At 42.3% G+C, this 25,906-nt stretch carries 19 protein-coding genes; 2 read left to right on the forward strand and 17 right to left on the reverse strand.

What is annotated here, in order from left to right:
• Positions 1-356 precede the first annotated feature (356 nt).
• From ACOAOT_RS17615 to ACOAOT_RS17655, 9 genes are all read right to left on the reverse strand, one after another.
• Positions 357-1,778, reverse strand: a complete 1,422-nt coding sequence (locus ACOAOT_RS17615) for a D-alanyl-D-alanine carboxypeptidase family protein (protein WP_420218181.1) — start codon at positions 1,776-1,778, stop codon at positions 357-359.
• A 71-nt stretch (positions 1,779-1,849) separates the two neighbouring features.
• On the reverse strand, positions 1,850-3,409 hold the full coding sequence (gene rny, locus ACOAOT_RS17620; RefSeq protein WP_420218182.1) for a ribonuclease Y: 1,560 nt from the start codon (positions 3,407-3,409) through the stop codon (positions 1,850-1,852).
• Positions 3,410-3,534: 125 nt separating this feature from the next.
• On the reverse strand, positions 3,535-4,143 hold the full coding sequence (locus tag ACOAOT_RS17625; protein ID WP_420218183.1) for a regulatory protein RecX: 609 nt from the start codon (positions 4,141-4,143) through the stop codon (positions 3,535-3,537).
• Positions 4,144-4,159: 16 nt separating this feature from the next.
• Positions 4,160-5,245, reverse strand: a complete 1,086-nt coding sequence (gene recA / locus ACOAOT_RS17630) for a recombinase RecA (RefSeq protein ID WP_420218184.1) — start codon at positions 5,243-5,245, stop codon at positions 4,160-4,162.
• 299 nt (positions 5,246-5,544) lie between these two features.
• Complete coding sequence (locus ACOAOT_RS17635; protein ID WP_420218185.1) at positions 5,545-6,435, reverse strand: S8 family peptidase; 891 nt, start codon at positions 6,433-6,435, stop codon at positions 5,545-5,547.
• Between the two features lie 361 nt (positions 6,436-6,796).
• The gene (locus tag ACOAOT_RS17640; protein WP_420218186.1) at positions 6,797-8,071 is read right to left on the reverse strand and encodes a diaminopimelate decarboxylase; all 1,275 of its coding nucleotides are present in this window, start codon (positions 8,069-8,071) and stop codon (positions 6,797-6,799) included.
• A 143-nt stretch (positions 8,072-8,214) separates the two neighbouring features.
• Entirely contained in the window at positions 8,215-9,651 is a 1,437-nt protein-coding gene (gene pyk, locus ACOAOT_RS17645) for a pyruvate kinase (protein ID WP_420218187.1), read from the reverse strand.
• A 14-nt stretch (positions 9,652-9,665) separates the two neighbouring features.
• Positions 9,666-10,514, reverse strand: coding sequence for a DUF1751 domain-containing protein (locus ACOAOT_RS17650; RefSeq protein WP_349674542.1), 849 nt, complete (start codon positions 10,512-10,514; stop codon positions 9,666-9,668).
• Between the two features lie 18 nt (positions 10,515-10,532).
• On the reverse strand, positions 10,533-11,474 hold the full coding sequence (locus ACOAOT_RS17655) for a magnesium transporter CorA family protein (RefSeq protein WP_170822389.1): 942 nt from the start codon (positions 11,472-11,474) through the stop codon (positions 10,533-10,535).
• Between the two features lie 253 nt (positions 11,475-11,727).
• Between ACOAOT_RS17655 and ACOAOT_RS17660 the strand changes: the two genes are divergently transcribed.
• The gene (locus ACOAOT_RS17660; RefSeq protein ID WP_420218188.1) at positions 11,728-15,993 is read left to right on the forward strand and encodes an acyl-CoA dehydratase activase-related protein; all 4,266 of its coding nucleotides are present in this window, start codon (positions 11,728-11,730) and stop codon (positions 15,991-15,993) included.
• Between the two features lie 58 nt (positions 15,994-16,051).
• Here the strand turns inward: ACOAOT_RS17660 and ACOAOT_RS17665 are convergent, their stop codons facing one another.
• From ACOAOT_RS17665 to ACOAOT_RS17700, 8 genes are all read right to left on the reverse strand, one after another.
• A complete protein-coding gene (locus ACOAOT_RS17665; protein ID WP_420218189.1) occupies positions 16,052-16,882 on the reverse strand; it encodes a DUF6179 domain-containing protein in 831 nt (276 codons plus the stop codon).
• Positions 16,883-16,895: 13 nt separating this feature from the next.
• The gene (locus ACOAOT_RS17670) at positions 16,896-17,357 is read right to left on the reverse strand and encodes a DUF6323 family protein (protein ID WP_420218190.1); all 462 of its coding nucleotides are present in this window, start codon (positions 17,355-17,357) and stop codon (positions 16,896-16,898) included.
• Between the two features lie 114 nt (positions 17,358-17,471).
• Positions 17,472-18,746 (reverse strand): HAMP domain-containing sensor histidine kinase, encoded by a 1,275-nt coding sequence (locus tag ACOAOT_RS17675; RefSeq protein ID WP_420218191.1) that lies wholly within the window; start codon positions 18,744-18,746, stop codon positions 17,472-17,474.
• Positions 18,739-19,443: a response regulator transcription factor gene (locus ACOAOT_RS17680; protein WP_420218192.1), complete on the reverse strand. Its 705-nt coding sequence runs from the start codon at positions 19,441-19,443 to the stop codon at positions 18,739-18,741. Before ACOAOT_RS17680 ends, ACOAOT_RS17675 begins: the two co-directional genes overlap by 8 nt.
• Before the next feature lie 68 nt (positions 19,444-19,511).
• Entirely contained in the window at positions 19,512-20,690 is a 1,179-nt protein-coding gene (locus ACOAOT_RS17685; RefSeq protein ID WP_420219445.1) for an ABC transporter permease, read from the reverse strand.
• Positions 20,674-21,426: an ABC transporter ATP-binding protein gene (locus tag ACOAOT_RS17690; protein ID WP_420219446.1), complete on the reverse strand. Its 753-nt coding sequence runs from the start codon at positions 21,424-21,426 to the stop codon at positions 20,674-20,676. The genes ACOAOT_RS17685 and ACOAOT_RS17690 overlap by 17 nt, the downstream gene beginning before the upstream one ends.
• Positions 21,416-23,050: an efflux RND transporter periplasmic adaptor subunit gene (locus ACOAOT_RS17695; protein WP_420218193.1), complete on the reverse strand. Its 1,635-nt coding sequence runs from the start codon at positions 23,048-23,050 to the stop codon at positions 21,416-21,418. The genes ACOAOT_RS17690 and ACOAOT_RS17695 overlap by 11 nt, the downstream gene beginning before the upstream one ends.
• Before the next feature lie 17 nt (positions 23,051-23,067).
• Entirely contained in the window at positions 23,068-24,237 is a 1,170-nt protein-coding gene (locus tag ACOAOT_RS17700) for an S-layer homology domain-containing protein (protein WP_420218194.1), read from the reverse strand.
• A gap of 162 nt (positions 24,238-24,399) precedes the next feature.
• Between ACOAOT_RS17700 and ACOAOT_RS17705 the strand changes: the two genes are divergently transcribed.
• The gene (locus ACOAOT_RS17705; protein ID WP_420218195.1) at positions 24,400-25,764 is read left to right on the forward strand and encodes a CapA family protein; all 1,365 of its coding nucleotides are present in this window, start codon (positions 24,400-24,402) and stop codon (positions 25,762-25,764) included.
• Positions 25,765-25,906 lie beyond the last annotated feature (142 nt).

Raw genomic sequence — 25,906 nt, forward strand, 5'->3', positions numbered from 1 at the left:
TACTTACAATTTATAACTTGTACGCACCATTGCACAAGTTGTTTTTATTTATTTTACCATATCTGACCCTTTATTTCCAAATAATTCATACTTATATAAGATGGTATATAGCACAAGAGATGGGGTTATTAATATAGTAATCTATGTTTTTTCCACAATCACATGATTAAAACACGGTAAAATGCACAATTTTATATTTTAAATTTGTGAATGTTTGTTGACACTTTTGAAGAAAAATGGGGTATATTATTACATGTAACCCCCCCCCAATACATTATATAGTTTTTGCTACACCCCATAAGAAACGAAATACCTTCTCCGAAAAAAGACCAGCTTCCCCAGCTGGTCTTTTTCATTTATTTCTTTTTGTTTCTGCGTTCTTTTAAAATGCGTTCAAAGTCAGCCGCATCACCATCTTCCTGAAGGCGGCGTCTTCGTTCTTCTTTTCGCATGGCAATTTCTTTAGACTCTTTTCTTTTCTTTTTCACAACAAACACAGTTCCGGCTGCTAATGCAATAACCGCCGCAGCAAACCCAAGGGTCCCCAGTACTCCAATTCCTTTTTGAGCGTTGTTGTTTGTTTCCGCCTTTGTCTCTTCCTCCTGTTTTCCGGAAGATTCTGTTATCGGTTTCTCACTCTGGGATTCCTCCTGTTCTTTTGCAAACAGATAGGCCTGTCCGACTGCTCTGTCATTATAAGTATAGCGGATGAGTGCCACTGCACCTTTTGGGCTGCCAGCTGGCAGATCCGTCACCAGTTCCTTATCAACCTCAGAGAATTCTGCTCCTTTTGGAACAGTGACTGCTACGTTTTGCTCCAGTTCAAGATCGGAAGGCTGATAGCTTTTAGAACCTATGGATACAGGGGTGTTCCCAGACGTATATTCCGTCTCATTCCCTGCTAAGGGCAGATTTTCAAAATTGGTAAAACCAAATTCAAGAAGGTTCTTTCCATCAATAAAATACTGCCTTGGACTTCCCTTTAATATAACGGAAATCTCTCTTCTTCCATCTTTCTCCGCATACGTCACAAGGGTATTACCGGCTTTGATCAGATAACCGGTTTTTCCTGCAACAGCTGCAGGATAATAAAATTCACTGGATTGATCCGTGGTTTTTACCAGTCTGTGCTCATTATAAATGGTCAGACCCTCCGGATTATTGGCAGTGGGTGGAATCTTATGGCTGACGGCAGAACTGATCTCCACCATTTTTTTATTATTATAAGCAGCACGTGCGATGAGTGCCATATCATAAGCAGTTACATGCTGGGTATCTCCATTTAAACCTGATGGATTTTCAAAGTGGCTTTCTGTGCAGCCAAGCTCCACCAGTTTGTCATTCATCATCTTTACAAAAGCTTCTCTGCTTCCTCCTACATGTTCCGCCAGAGCATTGGCGGCCTGATTACAGGAATGCAAAATAAGAGAATAGAGGCAGTCCTCTACAGACAGCGTATCTCCATTGGTAACATTCAGTTTATTTCCGCTTCCTTCTTCTACATTGTAAACAGAGTCTTTGGAAAATGTCACCATATCGGTCAGATTACTGTTTTCCAGAACGATTAAAGCAGTCAGTATCTTTGTAATACTTGCCGGTGGATAAGCGGCGTGTATATTTTGTCCAAAGATAACGGTGCCTGTATCTGCATCAATTACAATTCCCGACTCTGCCTGGATGCCCGTGTCAGACGGCCAATCCGGTTTTGCATAAACGGTCATAAGAAACAGCTGGCAAATCAGTATGCAGCTTAACAGTACTTTTATCCGACGTTTCACGTATCATCCTCCTGACATGAAATATGCCCTAAAGCCGCACCAGAATAAGTATACGGTTTTAGGGCACTATTTTACTTCGCGTAATCTGTAACTCTGGACTCCCGGATCACGTTAACCTTAATCTGTCCCGGATACTCTAAGGAATCTTCGATTTTCTTAGAAATATCACGGGCCAGGAGTACCATATCATCATCGTTAATCTGATCAGGAACTACCATAATCCGAACTTCGCGTCCTGCCTGAATGGCAAAGGACTTGTCCACTCCCTTAAAGGAGTTGGTGATATCTTCTAACTGTTTTAATCTGTTTGTATATGTTTCCAGAGTCTCTCTTCTGGCACCAGGTCTTGCAGCAGATATGGTATCTGCTGCCTGGACAACGCAGGCAATCAGACTCTGTGGTTCTACATCGCCATGATGAGATTCCACGGTGTTTAGTACGATTGCGGATTCTTTGTATTTCTTACATAACTCCAGTCCCAGCTGAATATGAGAACCTTCCATCTCATGATCCACAGCTTTTCCAATATCATGTAATAAACCGGCACGTTTTGCCATACGGATATCAAGACCGATCTCTCCGGCTAACAGCCCGGATAACTGAGCGACCTCAATGGAATGCTTTAACGCATTCTGTCCATAGCTTGTTCTATATTTCAGTTTTCCAAGCAAACGTATGAGTTCTGGATGAAGCCCGTGAATGCCAACTTCAAGAGCGGCAGCTTCCCCTTCCTCACGCATATTGGTCTCAACTTCTTTTTGCGCCTTCTCCACCATCTCCTCGATTCTGGCTGGGTGAATACGTCCATCCACAATGAGGCGTTCCAACGCGATTCTAGCTACTTCTCTACGAACCGGATCAAATCCGGATAAAACAACTGCCTCCGGGGTATCATCAATAATCAATTCCACACCCGTCAGGGTTTCTAACGTGCGGATGTTACGGCCTTCTCTTCCGATAATACGGCCCTTCATCTCATCATTGGGAAGCTGAACAACAGAAACGGTTGTCTCTGCCACATGGTCCGCTGCACATCTTTGAATGGCAGTAACCACATATTCTTTTGCTTTTTTATCAGCTTCTTCTTTTGCTTTGTTTTCCAGTTCCTTAATTAATTTCGCAGTGTCATGTTTAACATCATCTTCAACAGATTTTAAAAGATATTCTTTTGCCTGTTCGGAGGTAAGTCCGGAAATTTTTTCCAGTTCCTGAATGCCTTTTTCATAAAGAGATTCCACTTCGGAATTTCTCTTATTCAGGGCTTCCTCTCGAGCAGCAAGACCTGCTTCTCGTTTTTCCATAGTCTCAGACTTCTTGTCCAAGTTTTCTTCCTTGCTTAATACTCGTCTTTCATAACGTTGAAGCTCAGCTCTTCTCTCCCTGGTTTCCTTTTCCAGTTCGTTCTTAGTCTTTAAAGACTCTTCTTTCGCCTCAAGGAGAGCTTCACGCTTCTTTGTCTCAGCGGTCTTTAATGCTTCATCTATTATTTCCCGGGATTTTTCTTCTGCAGAGCCAATTTTGCTTTCGTAAGTGTTCTTACGATATGCGGTCGCAGCAGACCAGGCAATAAAAGCAACTACTACTGATGCAATGATCGTAATCAATGCAGCCGTGAATACTGATACTGACACAGGAGCACCTCCTTATTTTATTTTCATTGTACAACAATACAACACTACAATTTTAAACTGTTTTATACATTATGTCAAGTATTTCACCTCTGTTTCCGGTATACTTATACACATTTTCACTATTGTCAGTCTTCGACAAAAATTTCGCCCAAAACCCGGCTTACCGCTTCATAAGAAAAACCTTTTCTGCCCAGGGATGCCATCACTTTGCTCTTCTCTCTGGCGTCCATCTGCTCTGGGTTTAAGCGCTTTTTCCTGATATAATCTCTGACTATGGCAGCCTCATCTACAGGCTGCTCCTTCAATATATCTCCAATGATTTCCTTGTCCAGTCCTTTTCTCTTAAGTTCAAACTCAATCTGCCGTTCGCTCTTTTTTCTGGAATTAAATTCCACATATCTTTTTGCGTATTCCTGGTCATTGATAAAACGGTGCTCCTTTAGGAAATGAATGGCATAATCAATGACCTCCTGGGGGTAAAACCCCTCCTTTAATTTTCTCCGCAGCTCCTGCTCCGTCTTATCGGAGGATTTTAAAAGAAACAGAACCCGTTCCCTGGCTCTCTTGTACAGAATCTCCTTCACGATCTCCTGATAAACCTCTTCCGAAATCTCGCTTCCTTCTTCTATGAAATATCGTTTTAATTCCCCTCTATAAAGAACAAGAGTAAAGTCATCATCAAGAATGACTTTACTCCTGCGTTTATCGACGGGCACTATCTCTGTTACTATCATATGCCCTCCAGTGTTTTTATTCCTTAACAGCTCCGTTCTTATCTTCCTCCGGCTTAATACGCTTGCTTTCCTTTTCCGGTGCACGGTCACCTGCAATGGATTTTTCCTCTGCAAGCCCGTACTTCACGCGGACTTTATTCTCTATCTCCAGACAAACAGCCGGGTTGTCCTGAAGATAAATCTTGGAGTTTTCTCTTCCCTGACCGATCTTCACGTTATTATAGGCAAACCATGCGCCGCTTTTCTCAACAATATTCTCTTTTACCGCCAGATCCAGGATATCTCCTTCTTTGGAAATTCCTCTTCCGAACATGATATCAAACTCAGCTTCCTTAAATGGGGGAGCGATCTTGTTCTTAACCACCTTCACACGGGCTCTGTTACCTACCATATCGCCGCCCTGCTTTAAGGTCTCAATCTTACGGATATCCATACGGACAGAAGCGTAGAACTTAAGTGCACGGCCGCCGGTGGTTGTCTCCGGACTTCCGAACATAACTCCTACTTTTTCTCGAAGCTGGTTAATGAATAAAACAATACAGTTGGACTTGCTGATAACAGCAGTAAGCTTTCTGAGAGCCTGGGACATAAGCCTTGCCTGAAGACCTACGTGGGAATCACCCATATCTCCCTCAATCTCCGCTTTGGGCACAAGGGCTGCAACAGAGTCTACAATGATGATATCAACTGCACCGGACCTAACCATGGTTTCCGTGATCTCTAGAGCCTGTTCTCCGTTATCTGGCTGGGAAATATATAAATTATCGATATCAACACCGATGTTCTTTGCATAAACAGGGTCAAGGGCGTGCTCCGCATCGATAAATCCTGCGATTCCTCCACGCTTCTGAACCTCTGCTACCATATGAAGAGCAACTGTGGTCTTACCACTGGATTCCGGTCCATAGATCTCCACAACTCTTCCTTTGGGAATTCCGCCAAGGCCAAGTGCGATGTCCAGACTTAATGCTCCGGTGGGTATGGTCTCTACATTCATATTGGTTCCAGAATCTCCCAGCTTCATGACAGATCCTTTTCCATATGCTTTCTCTATCTGGGTAAGTGCGGCATCCAGTGCTTTCAGCTTATCATCTTTATTCATCTTATCCTCCAACACGAACAAATGTTCTTTTAATATTATAATGATAGTATATTTCCAGGCAAAAGTCAACCTGTATTTTTACGCTTCTTCAATCATACGCATCACACTCCTGCCTTAGTGGGTTTACTTAATATAGTTACTTTGGAAAATAGGGCGAAACGCCTGAATGGGAGACAAAAAAGGCAGACTGCCTTATGACTTCTGTTTTACTATAGCACAGACATAAGGACTCTGCAAGTTTTTCCTGACAAAGACAGATACGGACCGCCTTAAAAAAAAGAACAGTCCGTATCCATTTTCTATAGCAGAAGCTGCTCTACATCAAGCATTCCCCAACCCTGCTGGTTCATGGGGAGCCCGGCATCCACAGCCCGCTCTCTTAACATTAATTTTACATCCCGATTGCTCATATAGGGATATTTCTGAAGCAACAGTGCAATGGCTCCGGATACCAGGGGAGTGGACATGGAAGTCCCGCTTTTTGTCTGATACTGCCCTGGTTCATTGGAACAACTTATGATTCCGGCTCCGGGAGCAATGATTTCCGGCTTACAGATACATGCACCCGTTGGACCTCTGCCGGAATAGTCAATCATCCGGTTTCCCATTACATTTACCTCTTTGTAATCATCGGAACAGCCTACCGTTATCACTTTTCTGCTGATTCCGGGCGTTGTAATGGTATTGGTTCCAGGTCCCATGTTTCCTGCTGCAACACATACCACAAGACCGTCATCCCAGGCCGCATTTACACCTCTTACCAGTACGGAATTTTCCGTCATTCCTTTTCTTGAAAAGGAACCAACCGATATATTTACAATCCTGATTCCATACCTCTCTCTATTGTCACGGATCCACTTCAGACCAGAAAGTACATCTGAAGCATATCCATTTCCTTTTTTGTCCAATACTTTCAGCATAATAATGTGGCACTCCGGAGCAACCCCCATATAGAGGCCATTGGAGGCTCTTCCCTCTCCTGCTATGATTCCGGATATATGAGTACCATGGCCATTGTCATCGTATGGCTCCCGCCTGCGGTGAACAATGTCCACAAAAGCTGCCAATCTATGTTCAAGATCCTCATGAAGGTAAATTCCCGTATCAAGAACTGCAACACCAATTCCGCGACCGGTCAGTCCCATGCGAAGGGCACTGTCACAGTGTATCACTTCTCTTACCTGATTCACAGTCCGCTACCTGATTCCTTTTTTTATTAAGATATTCCGGTACGCTTCCCATGGTTTCTATTCCATCTAAAATACAGGCAGGAATTTTACATCTGCAGTTTATATCCCAATGCAGTTTCAACCATATTAAGAAAATCTTCATAATCTATTCAAATAATATACAAACTTTTCAGGAAGCGGTGTGTTATACTAAACACATAAGAAATGCACAACGTAACAATTATCCTTTCACCCTTTTTGAAAATCCGAAAATCCTAAGAAAAGTCCCCTGTGTCATAGACACAGGGATTTTTCTGTACAAAAAAGAAGATCCCGTTGACAGATGTCTGAAAACGGGGTCTTCTTTTTTTATTATATGCAATTATTCATACTTTATATTTTTAAGCACATCAAAGCAATCAAACGTTGCAAAATAGTCTTTTGGAGTCTCTGCCCTGCGAATCAGCTCTACGGATCCATCCTCTTTGAGAAGCAGCTCTGCAGATTTTAATTTACCGTTGTAATTATATCCCATGGCATACCCGTGAGCACCAGTATCATGAATAAAAAGCAGGTCACCCCTGGATATCTCCGGCAGCATGCGGTCAATGGCAAACTTATCGTTATTCTCACAAAGGGAACCTACAACATCATACTTATGGCTGCAGGGAGCATCCTCTTTCCCCATAACCGTAATGTGATGGTAGGCACCATACATGGCAGGTCTCATAAGATTTACTGCACAGGCATCTACGCCCACATACTCTTTGTGTGTATGTTTTTCATGAATGGCTCTGGTAACCAACGCGCCGTAGGGTCCTAACATAAACCGCCCAAGCTCCGTATAGATTGCCACATCCCCCATTCCTTCCGGAACAAGTACTTCTTCATAAACCTTTCTTACTCCCTCACCAATTGCCAGAATATCGTTGGGTTCCTGACCCGGACGGTAAGGAATACCAATTCCGCCGGAAAGATTGATAAAAGTGACCTCTGCTCCTGTTTCCTTTTTTAACTTGACTGCAAGCTCAAAAAGAACCTTTGCAAGAAGGGGATAATATTCCGTAGTCACCGTATTGCTTGCCAGAAATGCATGAATTCCGAATTTCTTTGCTCCCTTACTCTTTAAGATCCGAAATGCCTCAAAGATCTGCTCTGTGGTCATACCATACTTGGCATCTCCGGGATTATCCATAATATCATTGCTGATCTTAAATATTCCGCCCGGATTATAACGGCAGCTGATGGTTTCCGGAATATGACCGATGGCTTTTTCCAGAAAATCAATATGAGTAATGTCATCCAGATTGATGATTCCTCCGATCTGGTCTGCAAACTGGAATTCCTCTGCAGGCGTGTCATTGGAGGAAAACATAATGTCGGAACCGGAAAATCCTATGGCATCAGACATCATAAGCTCCGTCATAGAGGAACAGTCAGCTCCGCATCCATACTCTTTTAATATATTTAAAATAAATGGATTGGGAGTTGCCTTCACCGCAAAATATTCCCGGTATCCCTTATTCCAGGAAAATGCTTCTTTTAATTTCTTCGCATTCTCCCTGATGCCCTTTTCATCGTATAAATGGAAGGGAGTTGGATATTCATTCACAATTTCTTCTAATTGTTCTCTGGTTACAAATGGTCTTTTCTCCATTGTTTTCCTCTCCTCTCATAACGTTACCATATGCAGAAAAGAGCCCTCTCCGGCACATCTGCTGGTAAGCTACATTGTACCGGGGATAGACTCTTTTGTCTACACTTTTTTGTATAAATATTCAGAAATACTGTAAGAAGTCATTAATCGACTGTCACAACACGCATAATATTGGTGTGAGCTGCAGGCTCATGCTTTCTTGCAGGGCTTACTACACCAGCGGTTACAACCACTATGTCATCCTCTTTAATAATGGATCTTGCCTTTAACAGTTCCAGAGAGGAATAGATTAACACGTCAGTTGACTCGGCACGTCTTGCCTGGAATGGTATAACACCCCAGTACAGCTGCATCTGGCGAAGAGCTGATGCACTTGGAGATAAACCGATGATTAAACTTTCCGGTCTCCACTTGGATAACAGTCTTGTGGTGAAACCAGTAATACTTGGAGCTACAATCACTTTTGCGCCCAGATCATGAGCGGTGGATACGGAAGAGTAGCATACTGCATTGGATACATTCTGTGTATTCACAGCAGATACCTTACGCTGTCTGTATCCGGTATAGTCCAGGTGCTTTTCTGTTTCTTCTACGATGGAAGCCATCATGGAAAGAGCCTCTACCGGATATTTACCCATTGCAGTCTCACCAGAAAGCATAACTGCGTCAGTTCCGTCATAAACAGCATTGGCAACGTCAGTTACTTCTGCTCTGGTTGGACGTGGATTACGGATCATGGAATCTAACATCTGTGTTGCAGTAATAACCGGTTTGCAGGCCTCATTACATTTCTCAATAATGCTTTTCTGGATAAATGGAACTTCCTGAGCGGGAATCTCAACACCCATATCACCACGGGCAACCATGATTCCATCACTGGCTTCAATAATTTCATCCAGGTTTTCAATTCCTTCTGCATTCTCAATCTTTGCAATGACTGCGATATCAGAGCCATGCTCAGCCAGAATATCCTTAATTTCACGGACAGCTGCTGCTGTACGTACAAAGGAAGCTGCAATAAAATCAAAGCCCTGTTCGATACCAAAACAGATATCTGCTTTATCCTTATCAGTAAGGGCCGGAAGTTTTATCTTTACATTAGGAACATTAACTCCCTTTCTCTCACCCAGTTCGCCGCCGTTTACAATTCTGCATACGATTTCGCTGCCCTTAACTTCTAAAACCTCAAGTTCAATCAAACCGTCATCAATCAGAATACGGTTGCCTGCAACTACATCTTCATTTAAGCCGTCATAGTTGATATGGCCCTTACTCTCGTCACCCACAACCTCTTCTGTTGTGAGAACATAGGTATCGCCTTCTTTTAAGGTTACCTTTTTACCATCTTTTAAAAGTCCGGTACGAATCTCCGGTCCTTTTGTATCAAGAAGAGCAGCGATTGGAAGGTCTAATTCCTGGCGAATGCTCTTTAACATGTCAAGACGTTCTTTTTGTTCCTCATAGTCACCATGTGAGAAGTTAAATCTGGCAATATCCATTCCGTGCTCAGCAAGTGATTTCATCAGTGCGCGGTCATTTGTGTTTGGTCCCATCGTGCAAATAATTTTGGTTCTCTTCATATTATCCTCCGTAGCTAGTTGGTCGTATCACCGGTTGTGGGGTTATCCGATGTTACATGTTTATGTGTATACAAATGCTCCGAACAGTATTCTAAACTGCCTTCACATTTTGAACAATACCGGAATTCCAGGTTTGGGGAATCCTTTTCGGTCCGACCGCATACGGCGCACTTGTGGTGGGTTCCTCCCTGGGGCATAATTTTCATCTGACGGTGAAAATTCTGCTTTCTTTTGATTTCCTTCGGATTAAACCGGTTTAAGTCCCGGGTCAGAAGGAAAAACACGAAAAAGTTTATCAGCGACATGACAATCGTAATTCTGGTTGCCATATTTCCCATAATAAACTCATACAGGAAATAGATTCCATTAAACATCGCCATCCATTTGGCCTTAATGGGAATCACAAAAAACAGAAGAAATTCCAGATCAGGGAATGTTGCAGCAAAAGCAAAAAACAGAGAATAATTTAAAAATTCCGTTGTCAGATAAATTCTCTGTCTGAAAAAGATGTAAACAACCAAAGCGGCTGCCACATGACCAATTACTCCCATAAAGAAGTAAACATTAAAACGGAAAGCTCCCCAGATTCTCTCTAAATTAACTCCCAGCATATAGTAAAGATACATGCCGATCAGACTTCCGAAAAGACTTCCTCCGCCCGGCGGATAAATCATAAAGGTAACAACTCTCCACACCTGACCGCTTAGAATCTTCTGTGCATCGAGTGCTAAATACTGTAAATAAAATTCCGGAGCAAAAAGCTGTAAGAACAGTCCGGTCCCATACATGCCAATAATATAGTACATAAGATTCGGAATGGCATATTTTCTGTATCTGCGTTCCAGATTATAAAAAAATTTCATGCGTTCAACCTTCCTAAGCTAAAACAAATCCTTTTTGGAAAAAATCCAGGCAACACTCAATGTAAGAATCAATGTAAGACCTAAAACAATCCAGAAGCCATATGGGCTGTCCGCAAACGGAACTCCCGCTGGATTCACGTTCATACCATAAAAGCTTGCTACCATGGTAGGTATGGACATTACAATGGTGATCGTTGCCAGAAACTTCATGACAATATTTAAGTTATTGGAAATAACGGAAGCAAATGCATCCATGGTCCCGCTTAGAATTCCGCTGTAGATGTTGGCCATCTCAATCGCCTGTTTGTTCTCTACGATAACATCCTCAAGAAGTTCGGTATCTTCCGGATATTTCTTAATCTTTTCATTCCTCATAAGCTTTTCTAACACGACTTCATTGGAACGTAAGGATGTGGTAAAATAAACCAGACTCTTTTCCAGTTCCAAAAGCTCAATCAGCTCCCGGTTTTTTGTGGATTTATGAAGTTTTTCTTCAACAACAGCGCTTTTTTTATCAATGACTCTTAGATACTGCAAATATAACGATGCGTTCTTATAAAGAATCTGAAGAATAAACCGGGTTTTCATGTAAGTATGGAAATCCCTGACCCGTCCATCCATAAAGGCATTTAATACCGTTGTTTCTTCCAGGCATACCGTTATGATCGCTTCGTCAGTGGTGATGATTCCCATAGGTATGGTAACATACCAGTCTTTTCCGCCCCTCTCCTCAATGGTTGGAACGTCAACAAGGATCAGTGTGTAATTATTCTCTGTTTCAATACGGGAACGCTCTTCCTCATCAAGAGGAGCCCTTAAATCATCCGGATCAATCCGGTAGGTATCTGCGATTTCCAGTATCTCTGTAGCTGTAGGATTGGTAAGTGCGATCCAGCACCCCGGAGAAAGCTCATCCTTTTGTTGAATCAGGCCGTCTTCTGTTTTATAAATCTGAATCATGGCTTTTCTCCCTTCTACGGAAGTATTTTGTGTAAACTTTGGCGGACTTTGACTTATACATTATAGTTTCCCAGACCCTTTTTGTCAAACGAAAAGCTACCTCAATTTGTGAACTTACACAAATTTTACTAAGTTTAACATTTTTTTAGCATGTCCAGGCAATTGTTTTATTTCTTATTTTATGTTAAACTGATGTCCGGTGAGTCAGCAACTTACTTTTACACTAAAGGAGGCAGGGGTTAGCCCCGCACATATGAATACATACAACACTTTAGGAATCGACATCGGTTCCACAACCGTAAAGATTGCTATTTTAGATCAAAATCAACAGCTATTGTTCGCTGATTACGAGCGGCATTTTGCAAACATACAGGAAACACTGGCAGGCCTTTTAAAGAAGGCCTATGACCAGTTAGGGCCTATGGATCTTGTTCCGGCCATAACCGGTTCCGGCGGTCTTACTCTGTCCCGTCATTTAAAGACACCATTCGTACAGGAAGTGGTGGCTGTTGCCACCTCATTAAAAGATTATGCCCCGCAGACCGACGTAGCAATCGAGCTTGGCGGAGAAGATGCTAAAATTATTTATTTTAGCGGCGGCATTGACCAGAGAATGAACGGAATCTGTGCCGGTGGCACAGGATCCTTTATTGACCAGATGGCTGCTCTATTACAGACTGATGCCAAGGGGCTTGATGATTATGCTGCCAATTACAAGGCGATCTATCCAATCGCTGCCCGTTGCGGCGTATTTGCCAAAACAGACATTCAGCCGCTTATTAATGAAGGAGCTACCAGGGAAGATCTGGCAGCGTCTATTTTTCAGGCAGTCGTTAACCAGACCATCAGCGGTTTGGCATGTGGGAAACCAATCAGAGGCAATGTGGCATTTTTAGGAGGACCTCTCCACTTTCTTCCTGAACTTCGCAAAGCGTTTATCCGCACTTTAAATCTCACCGGAGATGCAATTATCGCTCCCGAACATTCCCATCTTTTTGCTGCCATTGGCGCTGCCATGAACACAGAAGATAAGACGGATGCAAAGGTCTCTCTTGAGGATATGATCTCCCGATTATCAAATGGTATTCGGATGGAATTTGAAGTAAAGCGAATGGAGCCATTGTTTGCAGGACAGGAAGAATTTGATGAATTTATTAACCGTCACAGCAGTCACTGTGTGAAAAAGGGAGAGTTATCTTCCTATCACGGCAAATGCTTCTTAGGAATTGATGCCGGTTCCACTACCACAAAGGTTGCCGTGGTTGGTGAAGACGGAACCCTGCTTTACAGCTTTTACAGCAGCAACAATGGATCTCCGCTGTCAACTGCCGTCCGCGCAATTAAAGAGATAAAAGAACAGATTCCTGATGACAGCCAGATTGTATGGTCTTGTTCCACAGGATATGGAGAAGCCTTATTAAAGGCGGCGTTCCTTCTTGATGAGGGAGAAGTTGAGACAATTTCCCATTACTATGCGGCTGCATTTTTTGAACCGGAAGTGGATTGCATCTTAGACATCGGCGGACAGGATATGAAGTGCATCCGCATAAAGAATAATACCGTAGACAGTGTCCAGTTAAATGAGGCATGCTCTTCTGGCTGCGGTTCCTTTATTGAAACCTTTGCCAATTCCCTGAATTACAAAGTGGAAGATTTTGCCACGGAAGCTTTATTTGCAAAAAACCCCACTGATCTTGGAACCAGATGTACCGTTTTTATGAACTCCAATGTGAAACAGGCTCAAAAAGAAGGGGCTGAAGTTTCCGATATTTCTGCCGGACTTGCGTATTCCGTTATAAAAAACGCATTATTTAAAGTTATTAAAATAACAAGTGCCTCTGATCTTGGAAAGCATGTAGTGGTTCAGGGCGGCACCTTTTATAACAATGCCGTACTTCGAAGCTTTGAAAAAATATCCGGATGTGAGGCAGTAAGACCGGACATTGCCGGAATTATGGGAGCCTTTGGAGCTGCATTAATTGCAAGAGAGCGTTATGACCAGTCGGCAAAGACTACAATGCTGGATCTTGACAAGATTCTGGCTCTTCACTATGAGACATCCATGAGCCGGTGCAAGGGCTGTACCAACAACTGCGTTCTGACCATCAACCGTTTTGACGGCGGACGCCAGTTCATCTCCGGAAACCGCTGCGAGCGGGGACTTGGAAAAGAAAAAACAAGACGTGAGATTCCAAACCTGTTTGATTACAAAAATCACCGGATGTTTGATTATGAACCGTTAAGTGCCGATTTGGCCACACGGGGAGTTATCGGAATTCCACGGGTACTGAACTTTTATGAAAATTACCCCTTCTGGGCTGTATTTTTCCATACTTTAAAGTTCCGTACCATACTGTCCCCACAATCCAACAGGAAGATCTATGAACTGGGTATTGAATCCATCCCCAGTGAATCCGAGTGTTATCCGGCAAAGATCGCCCATGGTCATGTGGAATGGCTTATTAAGCAGGGAATTAAAACTATTTTTTACCCCTGTATTCCATACGAACGAAATGAGAGTCCTGATGCAGGCAATCATTTTAACTGCCCCATTGTTACCTCCTACGCAGAAAATATTAAAAATAACGTAGAAGGAATTAAAACAGAATCCATCCGATTCTTAAATCCGTTTATGGCTTTTACCAATGAAGAAGTCTTAACAAAACGATTAACAGAGGTCTTTACCAAAGAATTTAACATTCCTGCATCGGAAGTTGCTGACGCTTCCCATAAGGCCTGGACAGAGCTCATGGCTTCCCGCACAGATATGGAGAAAAAAGGGGAAGAAACCTTACAGTGGTTAAAAGAAAATAACAGACACGGAATCGTACTGGCTGGCCGGCCTTACCATGCTGATCCGGAAATCAACCACGGAATTCCGGAACTGATTACCTCTTATGGTTTTGCAGTGCTGACCGAGGATTCCATCTCCCATCTTGCTGACATTGAACGCCCTCTGGTTGTAACAGACCAGTGGATGTACCACACCCGGCTATACCGGGCTGCCAGTCTGGTGAAAAAAGAGAACAACTTAGACTTAATTCAGCTTAATTCCTTTGGATGCGGTCTGGATGCCGTCACTACAGATCAGGTTAATGATATCCTGACCGGTTCCGGCAAAATTTATACAGTACTTAAAATAGACGAGGTTAACAACTTAGGCGCTGCCAGAATTCGTGTCCGCTCTCTCATTGCCGCCTTGAAGGTACGTGACAAGCGTCACTTCGAACACAAAGTGGTTTCCAGCGCCTATAACAGAGTGATGTTTACCAAGGAGATGAAGCAGGAATATACCATTCTTTGTCCCCAGATGTCTCCTCTGCATTTTGATCTTTTACAGCCCGCTATCCGGGCATTCGGCTACCGGGTGGAGGTTCTGCAGAACGATAACCGCTCTGCCATTGATACAGGCTTAAAATACGTAAATAACGATGCCTGCTATCCTTCTCTGATTGTAGTCGGACAGATCATGGAGGCACTGCTTTCCGGGAAATATGATTTAGACAGAACTGCTGTATTTATGAGCCAGACAGGCGGAGGCTGCCGTGCTTCCAACTATATTGGCTTTGTCCGCAGAGCCCTTGATAAGTCTGGGATGAGTCAGGTACCTGTGATTTCTGTCAACGCAGGAAACATGGAATCCAATCCCGGCTTTACCATCTCACTGCCGCTGTTAACAAAAGCCATGCAGGCAGTGGTATACGGAGATATATTTATGAGGGTTCTGTATGCAACCCGGCCATATGAGAAGATACCTGGTTCCGCCAACTCTCTCCATGAAAAATGGAAAGAACGCTGTATTGTATCACTCTCAAAGAAATCAGCTGACATGATGGAGTTTTCCCGTAACATTAAGGGCATCATCAGAGATTTTGACAACCTGCCAAGAAACTCTGTGAAAAAACCAAAGGTTGGTATTGTAGGTGAGATTCTTGTAAAGTTTTCCCCACTTGCCAATAACCGGATCGTAGAGCTTTTGGAAGCAGAAGGCGCTGAAGCTGTTATGCCTGATTTAATGGACTTTTTACTGTACTGCTTTTATAACACAAACTTTAAAGCTGATTTCCTTGGAGGTAAAAAATCCACTGCATTCATTGCCAATATGGGAATCTCTCTTTTGGAATTCTTCCGTAAGACTGCCAAACGGGAACTGGAAAAGAGTAAGAACTTTACTGCTCCGGCTCATATCGGAAACCTTGCTAATATGGCAAATGACTTTGTTTCCATCGGCAATCAGACCGGAGAAGGCTGGTTCTTAACCGGAGAGATGCTGGAACTGATTCATACCGGAACCAATAATATTGTGTGTACCCAGCCATTTGGCTGCCTCCCCAATCATATTGTGGGAAAAGGAGTAATCAAGGAGTTAAGAAAAGCATATCCTGACTCCAACATCATCGCAGTAGATTACGATCCAGGCGCCAGTGAAGTAAATCAGTTAAACCGGATTAAACTTATGCTTTCAACAGCACAGAAAAATCTATTAAAAGAAGAAAATCAAACCACCGGACAGGAATAATGTTCCGTTGATAGAAAAATACCGGAAACTTAAGAAATAGGTTTCCGGTATTTTTTAATTATTTTCCCACTGCCAGCATCGCCTGTAAGCAGTTATAGTTTAACCCGTGCTGTAATTCGAAACTGAAGTTTCTTACATCTTCTTTTAAATAGTTCCCCAGCTCTTCATTTCCTTCATAAGCAAAATCCATGAGTTCATCAATATATTTCTTTAATTGTTCCTCCAGCTCTTCTCTGGACTTTCCACTGATAAAAACCTTAAGACGTTCTATCTCAACTGGAGAATATCCATTTAAATCAATACTTTTTCCTGCAATCCGGCAGCCTAAGACATTCCTTATGACAATTGATGCAAGATTAATGATCAGTTCTCCATAATCACCTGAATAGGCATTCAGCACATGCATGATATAGTCCGGGGGAAGCTTCTTTAAAAAACTTTGTTCCAGAAAGGCACTTCTTACATAGACTTCCATCAAATCCGCACCGCACCGGGGTTCTAAGGAAACCAGAACAGGATAATCAAGGGTAAGAATATGGTTCATGGGGTGAAAGCGAGCATCATAATACAGGAAAAATTCCGGCAACCCTTTTTGAAAGGTATCATAACAGCACCGATTGCCGTAAAATTGAAACTCTTTTATCATAAGGTTATATTCCTGCTGAATTTTTTTAACCTTTTCTATGAGTATTTCATATCCCTGCCTGTAGGCGGTATCTGCAGATATTGCAGCGTGCGCTGTAACCAGGTCCCTTAAGCCAACTGCTGCATTTTCATATTCTTCTATGCAATAAATTACCGCACCCATCAGCTGCCTTGCCTTATCATAAGAGATTGACGTACTTTCATTGCTTGTATACCGGGCTGCAAGCTTTGCTACTACAGGCATTAACTCCTCCTGGCTATATTTCATCATCATCCTCTTCCCAGTTATCTTGGAAACCAAATCTGGTTTTCCGTGCAAAACCCTCCAGAGCAGTATCTTCCAGATAATCTACGGATCCCTGACAGGGACCGTCAAACTGCTCCTTCATGAATTCAATCAGCTCATCATCCGGTATTTCATCCAGGGTATCATTTTTATAGGAATAAAATATTTCCTGCAGCCTTCCAAGGGTGTCTGTGTAGTTATCCTGATAAATATACGGGGAATCACAAAAGGCAAAAATAAGCTTAGGAAGAATTCCTTCTCCAAACTCCACCCGTTCCTGCTTTTTTAAAATATTCGTTCTCTCTTTTAAGAGCAGTGCAGCGTCTTCCTCCGATAATTTAAGACCAAATCTTCCGGTATATTCGTTTGCAGCATTTAATCTTGCAAGCGAAGCGTTGTCCTCTTTGTTAACCAGCCATTTTTCATTGTCCATAATCATACTCCTTTCTGATAAATCCACAGTTTACGCCTGTTTCAGGGAAATTACAAGACTTGAAAAAAAGTGGTTTTTGTGGTATTATATTACCATCAGATCAAGTGATTATTCTTATTTTACAGGAAATTTTATTTTCATCACATAGCTGCTGTCATGGTTTATCACTTCACATATTCCACCCATTTTATCCATCATAGACTTAATATTCTGAATCCCCATTTTTGTGCTTTCTCCATTGTTTCTGCTGAGAGAGATTCCATTCATAAACCATACTTCCACTTGATTTTTAGAGTACTTCATCTGGATAATAACCGGCTTACTTAAATCAGCGTATTTTATGATATTAGAGCTTATATTATTGACAATTCGAATGATGTAATCAATAGAGACAGCAATTTTTACCGGTTCCCACTCAATCCGGCACTCTGTATCAAAGCCCTGACTTTCCAGAAACATAATCAGATCAGAGATCACATCTTCCATGACATACTGTACCATTTGGGGAGCTTCCAGTTCCTCTTCCTTTTCTTCGGCTACCAGAACACTTTCAAACAGCTGATCCGACAGAACTTTCATCTGCTTTGCTTTTTCCGTACATTTTTTTAAGTACTGCATCTGCTTTTCCGCCTCAGGAACCTTCCCGTTAGATAATAGTTCCAAATAAATCATTAATGTGGTGAGAGGCGTTCTTAAATCATGGGACAGGCCTGTTACCAGGCTCTTGTTGGCTGAACGCAGTTTTTCCTTCATCTCCATATTCTCTTTTAAAGACACCCTCATATCATTTAAACCCTGTGCAAGAGAGGTAAGCTCATCAGATCCCCTGATGGAAATTTCTTTTTCCAGAGAACCTCCCTTTAATACTTTTACCTCCCGCTCCAGAAGCGTGATATATGTGATCTTCTTCTCCATAAATCCAATACAGACTGCTAAAAACACCAGTACGGAAATAATCAGTGATATGGTCATGGCTGTGAGATAAAACTGGTATCCAAAGAATCCATCCAGATACACGTTTGCTGGTCCATCCTCAAATTGAATATTAAAAAAAGGCTGATCCTTATAATAATCACTATCGATCATCGTTGAACCATATATGACATTTCCATCTCTGTATACCGTTATATAAACCACATTCTGACGATCAATCCAACTATCAAGCGCCTCCTTGTCCCCTGAACTTATATGATTCTTTCTTACATATTCCTGAAACTCATCTGCACTCTTTTTCTGGGCTTTGGCCACAAAGGCCTTATTGGTAAAATAAGAATCCAGGGTTTTCTGGGATACCAGGTTCACTCCCATATAGACGAGGACTGCCAGGATTCCAGCACCCATAATGACCAGAGAAAACTGAAGTTTCATGCTGTGCCAACGTTTATTCAAAGCGGTACCCCTTCCCCCATACGGTTTTTATATGCACCGGTTCCTGGGGATTTTCTTCTATTTTCATTCTAAGCTTACGGATATGAACCATAACCGTACTGTTGGATGAATAAAAATAAGGCTCTTCCCATATGCTTTCATACAGATTCTGAGCTGAGAAAACACGCTTTGGGTGCTTCATCATAAGAAGAAGAATTTTATACTCAATATCGGTCAGTTCTTTCTCATCTTCCCCTACCCATACCTCGTTGAACTCTTCATTCATACGAATATCATACAGTTCCAGCCATTTTTCCTTACTCATACCATCTGTAAGCTCTTTTCCTTTATAAACCCGGTATCTCCTAAGAAGTGCCTGCACTCTTGCCAGAAGCTCTGAATAGGAAAAGGGTTTGGACAGGTAATCGTCTCCTCCTGCCATCAGTCCAATTAATTTATCCGATTCCTGAGTCTTGGCTGTAAGAAACAAAACCGGCACAAAAGACCGTTTGCGTATCTCCCTGCATGTCTTTAATCCATTCATACCGGGCATCATAACATCCAGAATGACCATATCCGTATCTTCTGTTAACAGATCCAGACCCTCTTTTCCATTCTTGGCTTCTTCCACCAGATAGTTCTGGCTTTCTAAAAGAATTCTTACACCTTCCCGGATATCTTCATCATCTTCAATGATTAAAATTTTTAATTGTTCCATCTCATTCCTTCCTCACCCCAGATTTCTGATAAAAAAATTATACTACATAACAGAGAAATATCAAATATTTAGTCGCTTCTTAATGCATCGATAGGATTTAAACCTGCTGCTCTTCTGGCCGGCATATACCCGAAAAACAGACCAATGGCAACAGAAACTCCAAATGCAATCACAACCGCGTTTAGTGCAGGATGGGCGGTAACTCCTGCTGCTTTCCCCACTGCAGCTGTTGCACCGCAGCCAAATAAGATTCCGATGATTCCGCCAATGGAACTGGTAACCGCTGCTTCAATAATAAACTGCTGCATGATTGCCCCTTTATTTGCTCCAAGTGATTTGCGGATTCCGATCTCTCTGGTGCGCTCTGTTACAGATACCAGCATAATGTTCATAACTCCCACACCGGCTACCAGAAGTGAGATTCCTGCAATTCCTCCCGCCAGTCCGCTTATCATTGCCATCTGTTTATTCATGGAATCAAGAATCTTGCTCATGGCCATAACCCGGATCAGGTCCTTGTTTTTCAGAATATCCATCAGAAATTTCTGGATCAGTTCCACCCCTTCATTTGCCTTTGAAACACTTCTCACAGTAAACAAATAATCTCCTATATTTGCATTTTTCTCTATTTTCACCGCAACCGTGTAAGGGATCCAGACAAAATCATCTTCTCCTCCGCTCTCTGAATACTGTTTATTTTTTATTTGATAAACTCCTGCAATATCAAAGGTATTGTCTCCTATTTTTATTTTTTTACCTATCGCATTTTCCCCGCTTCCATATAGCTGCTTTGCAACGTATCCCCCAATCACACAAATCCTCTGTCTTGATTCAATATCAGAATAAAGTATGGAACGCCCAGATTCCAATTTAGACCCTTTTATATCCCCATACTGTTCACTGATGCCCGAAACTGTTGTATACTTTAATGACTGTTCCCCATTTCTCACTTTTCCAGAAACACTCACAACAGGACTCATGCGTTCAAAAATATTGCTGTTGTCCTCATAAAATCCATACATCTGCCCGCTGTTTACAGATCTTGATGAAAGGTTTGTCACATTGACCTGTATCTGATTGGCCCCCATATCAGAGAAGCTTTTAATCACGCTGTCCATGTAACCGTTAACAAGACTCACCAGCACAATCACAGCTGCGACCCCGATTATGATTCCAAGCATGGTAAGAAACGACCGCATCTTATTGCCCCAGATACTTCTAAGTGCAAGTTTAAAGGATTGCCGCATAATCATCTGCCTTTCCATCAAAATTAATTTTCCCATCAGCAATCCGGATCACCCGTTTTGCTTCTAATGCGATGGTATTGTCATGGGTAATCATAACAATGGTGTTTCCTTCTTCATTGATCTGTTTTAAAAAATCCAGTACATCCCTGCTGGTTTTAGAGTCAAGCGCTCCTGTAGGCTCATCTGCTAAAATCAGAGACGGGTTTCCGGAAAGTGCTCTGGCAATGGATACCCGCTGCTGCTGCCCGCCTGAAAGCTGGCCTGGAAGATTCCTCCATTTGTCCGACAGTCCAACCTTCTCTAACGCTTTTCGCGTACGCTCTTTTCTCTCCGCTGTTTCTATCCCTGCATACAAAAGAGGAAGCTCCACATTTTCAGCAATGTTTAACTTTGGAAGCAGATTATATTGCTGAAAGATAAAACCAATCATTTCATTGCGGATACGGGCAAGCTGTTTATCTCCCATTTCCCGTACCGGTTCTCCTCCTAAGTAATATTCTCCTTTGGATGGAACATCAAGAGCTCCTATAATATTCATCAGAGTTGATTTTCCGCTGCCCGACTTACCTACAATGGCAACAAATTCCCCTTTTTCAATAGAAAGATTCACATCATTGTTGGCATAAACTTCTTCCCCTCCAAGATTATAGATTTTATAAATATGATCCAGTTTGATTAACTCGCTGTCTGCACAGACTTTGACCTGTTCTTTTCCATCCTTTTTCTTATTCCCCAGCTTCACCACCAGGCCCACCTCCCATGTCTTCCATAAGATTTCCAGCTGGCAATTCTGTTTCTGTCTGGGAAACATACACTTCATCACCTTCTGATAAACCACTTGTTATCTCCACAGCGTCTGCGCTGATCAGCCCTGTCTCTACTTTTACTGAACGAAAACCGGCTGGTACCTCTCCCTGAGATTTAAGCACCTTATCATCTTTTATATAAACTAAATTTCCCCGCATAAGTGCGGCTGCCGGTATCACAAGGACATCATTGGCACTGCCCAGTGAAATCACCCCCTGCACATTAATGCCAGGTATTAAGTCATCTTTCTTATCCAGTGTAACAATGACCGGATAGGTACTGACCCCATTGGTCACAGCACTTTCCAGGCTTACATTGGTAACAGTTGCAGGGTAAGTCTTTCCTGGATAAGCATCTGCCGTTACAGCCACTTTCTGTCCCGTTTTCACCTTATGTATATCAAGCTCATCTACCGGCAGCTTAAATGTCAGTTCAGAGAGATCGTAGATCACAGCAAGATCCGGTTCTGTGTTGGTATTTCTGCTTATGGTATCTCCTGCTTTATATTTTTTCGCAACCACAGTTCCGGAGATTGGAGCTTTAATTGTATAATTATCGTAACTTTTTCTGGTGCTGTCTAATTTATTTTTTGCCGCCTCTGCATTTTCTTCTGCCTGGTTCATGGGATCGGTATAGCTTTTCTTTAAATCATCTGCACTTTTCTCTGTGATACGAAACAGGGGAGTGCCCTTTTGCACATAATCCCCTTCATTCACAAGAAGGGCTTCCACTTCAACAGAAACCGGAATATCTGCCTCCATGGCACTGTTAATCTCTGGTTCAAAGGTGCCGTCTTCTGCACCAGATACTCCTCCTACAGAAGCGGTTGCTTTTACCTGGCTGGTCAAACCTCCTGGATTTTGTACCAGAATGGTAACTCTGCGTACCAGTCTGCCTCCGGTTAGTGTGGTTTCCTGATTGGAAATGGTTTCAACAGTTCCCTGTATCTGTTCTCCTGTGTCAGAGAGTGTGATAACTGCGGCATTCCCTGCTCCAAAAGCTGCCGCATCCCCGGAAAGAAACGGCACCTTCAGTTTTACCACCTGATCATCATAAAGATCTGCAATTTTTGTTCCATTATCCACTTTAGAGCCTGCTTTTATAAACAGTTCCTTAATGTATCCGGAATTTTTAGCTTTATAGGTATTTCCGCTATATTTTTGTATTGCGTCTTCATAAAGCTTTTTTGCCTGATCCAGAGAACTGTTTGCCCTGGTTAATGAATTTTCAGAACCTGACAATTCAGAATCCATGGCTGATTTATTAATTTCATATAGGATCTGTCCCTTTTCTACCTGATCTCCTTCTGAGAAATCGGCAGCTACAATCTCACCTTCCACCATAGAGGTTATCTTATATGTATTTTTTGCGGCCAGAGTACCCGACGCTTTTAATTCCGTACTAATATTTCCTTTTTTTACAACTGCTGTACTCACCGGTATCTGGTCTTCAGACATGGCTTTTTTACCCATTTGCTTTACCGCCGTAACTCCCGCCAATAGAAAAGCGGCAGCTATAGCAATAAGAAAAATATTTTTTTTCTTTCTCTTCATAGATCCACGCCTCATTCTCAATAGTCAATGGCATCCACCGCTGTATAAGTGGTTCCATTCTTGCTGCATACCATTACAACCTTATCCCCGACTGTCACTTTTCCATAAATTGAAAATAGATACTGCAGCTTGGAAGAATCCAGATTAATGGACAGATAACCATTGCTGTCAACATTTTCACTGCTGCTGATATCGCTGTCTGAATTACTGCTGTCAATCTCAAGTCGAATGGAAGTTGGTGTAATGACGTCCGTAGATTTATAATAAATATTTTTAACCTCACCCAGTATCAGAACATATGCATTTTCTCCGGTTAACGTATCTTTATCCCAGCCATCCGTTGTATAAGCCCAGATAGTCTTTGATTTGACATTATAATAGATCACTACAAACCCATTGGATTTTTGTGATTCTTTTACAGCAGCCAGAGTACTGGCAGCTCCGTTTAGAAAAACATTTGCCTTTTCTGAGCCAAAGGGAACGGATTGAATTACGCTAAATCCCTTCCGCACCAGCAGAGGACCCTTTCTTTCATCCTTCAGAATCGAAATGGGATTAATCTCCCCATCGGAGTTAATCTCACAGTTTAGTACCTTTCCGTAGATTTCACTGGAATCCTTTTTCTTTGTTTTAAGAAGATTATAAAAAAGATTGACGCAATCTGTCTGGGTCAGGTTTTCATCCGTAGTGCGGTTTAAGTTTTCATTCAGTTCCAGAAATTGAAATTTTGAGATACGGGAGGAGGTGATATTACCCGTAAAATCCTCATCTTTATATCCAAGTAAGGTAAGAACTGCTTTTACACTCTCTCTGTATGTAATGTTATCTTCCGGCTTAAAGACTCCACCCAGATAACCTGTCATTAAACCCTGGGAAGCTGCGATTTTGATATATTCTGCATTGGGATTTTGTGCAGGCACATCTTTAAATACAGAGGAATCTGATTTTGAAAGGTTTTCCCTGAAGCTTGATGCGTTCACCAGCATTTTGGCAAACTCTCCTCTTGTTACAATACCCGTGTTATTTGTCAATTCCATAATTCCAGTCAGACTCACTACTTTATCACGCATACTAAAATCAGAAGAACTTATATTGGCAGATGCAATTACCGGATTAAATCCTGAAATCACGGCAGTTACGGTCAAAAAACTTCCTACATTACGATACCAGCCATTTTTAATACCCATATGACATTTCTCTCCTTTTTTATTTGATACCTTTATTATGAGCAGTAAATCTTAATGGTTTCTAAATGGCTTCTGAATAAATCTAAAATGATTCCCTTTGTCTATCTTTCTGCCAGGCAATCTGGTAAAATAACAACAGAGAAATGAAAACAGGAGAAAATCATGAAGCGATACCAAATAGTTATTCTGCCTGCTATTCTTCTGCTGCTTGCAGGTTGTGCAAGATCTGCCGTCCTTTCCTCTCCCTCCGTCCAGGTGCCAGAAGAAACTGAGACCTCTTCCCCTTCACACACGGAACCCCCTGCTGCCTCTGACCAGGTAGCTGTAAAAAAGGACAGGCTTCCGGAAGGAATCAGCGAAGATTTCATGGCTTTTATTAAATCTACATATGGAACCAGTGTCTATGACAGACTCATAACCTCATTTGAAACAGGCTCTGACGGAGGCGGACTGTGGCATGAACTGACCGGAAACTCACTTCCTGTTTTAAAGGATCTTTATTCTGGGATACTTAACAGCCCTGACGCAGCACGTTCCCACAATATCTGGCTGAAACAATCGTCTGATCCCAATCAGGTGGTGTTATCCTTTGCGGGAGATATCAGTTTTGCAGACGGATATGCCAATATGTCCGCATATCACGCAAGAGGTGGTATTGATTCCTGCATTCTGACAAATGTAAGAGCACGGATGGCTTCCGCTGATATTATGATGATTAACAATGAATTCAGCTATAGCAGACGAGGAACCCCGCTGCCAGGAAAAGCCTTTACATTCCGGGCAGATCCTTCCATGGTACAAAATCTGCATTCCTTGTCCGTGGATCTGGTATCTCTGGCAAATAATCATGTTTACGATTACGGGGCAGATGCCCTTATGGATACTCTTGACACATTATCCGATGCCGGGATTGCCTATGCCGGTGCTGGAAGAAATATTGAGGAAGCAAAAGAACCCGTCTATTTTATATCGGGGGGTATGAAAATTTCCTATGTCTGCGCCACTCAGATTGAACGTTCCACCCGATTTACAAAAGAAGCAGGTCCTGACAGTCCAGGGGTTTTAAGAACAGATAATCCTGATCTGTATTTAGGTGCTGTAGAAACAGCAAAGGAAAACAGTGACTTTGTAGTGGTGTTTATCCATTGGGGAACAGAAGGAACCAATTACTATGGAGAGGACCAGCAAAATCTGGCCCGTCAGCTCATTGACCATGGTGCAGGACTAATCATTGGCTGCCACCCCCATGTCCTTCAGGGAATTGAGTATTACAAAAGTGTTCCCATTGTGTACAGTCTGGGCAACTTCTGGTTCAACAGCAGAACAATTCCTACCGGACTTGTAGAAGCAACAGTCACTCCAGACGGTCTTAAGAAACTTCAGTTTATCCCATGTATTCAGGAAAATTGCAGCACTGATCTGGTTGTTTCTCCTGGTGAAAAACAAAAATCCATCCAGTATATGGAACAGCTCTCTTCCACAATTACCATAGATACTGAGGGGCAGATTCATCCTCTTCCAGAATAAGGTAAGATTACAATTCTATTAACAAATCGCCATTTTCTTACGTATTCTTACGCCTTTTTAACTTCCCTTGACCTTGTACTTACTCCATGGTTTAAAGTCTCCCTATCAGCCGATACGAGCTGAATAAGCCCGATAAACGGGT

The organism is Lacrimispora struthionigena, assembly GCF_048627165.1.
Classification (GTDB): Bacteria; Bacillota; Clostridia; order Lachnospirales; family Lachnospiraceae; genus Lacrimispora.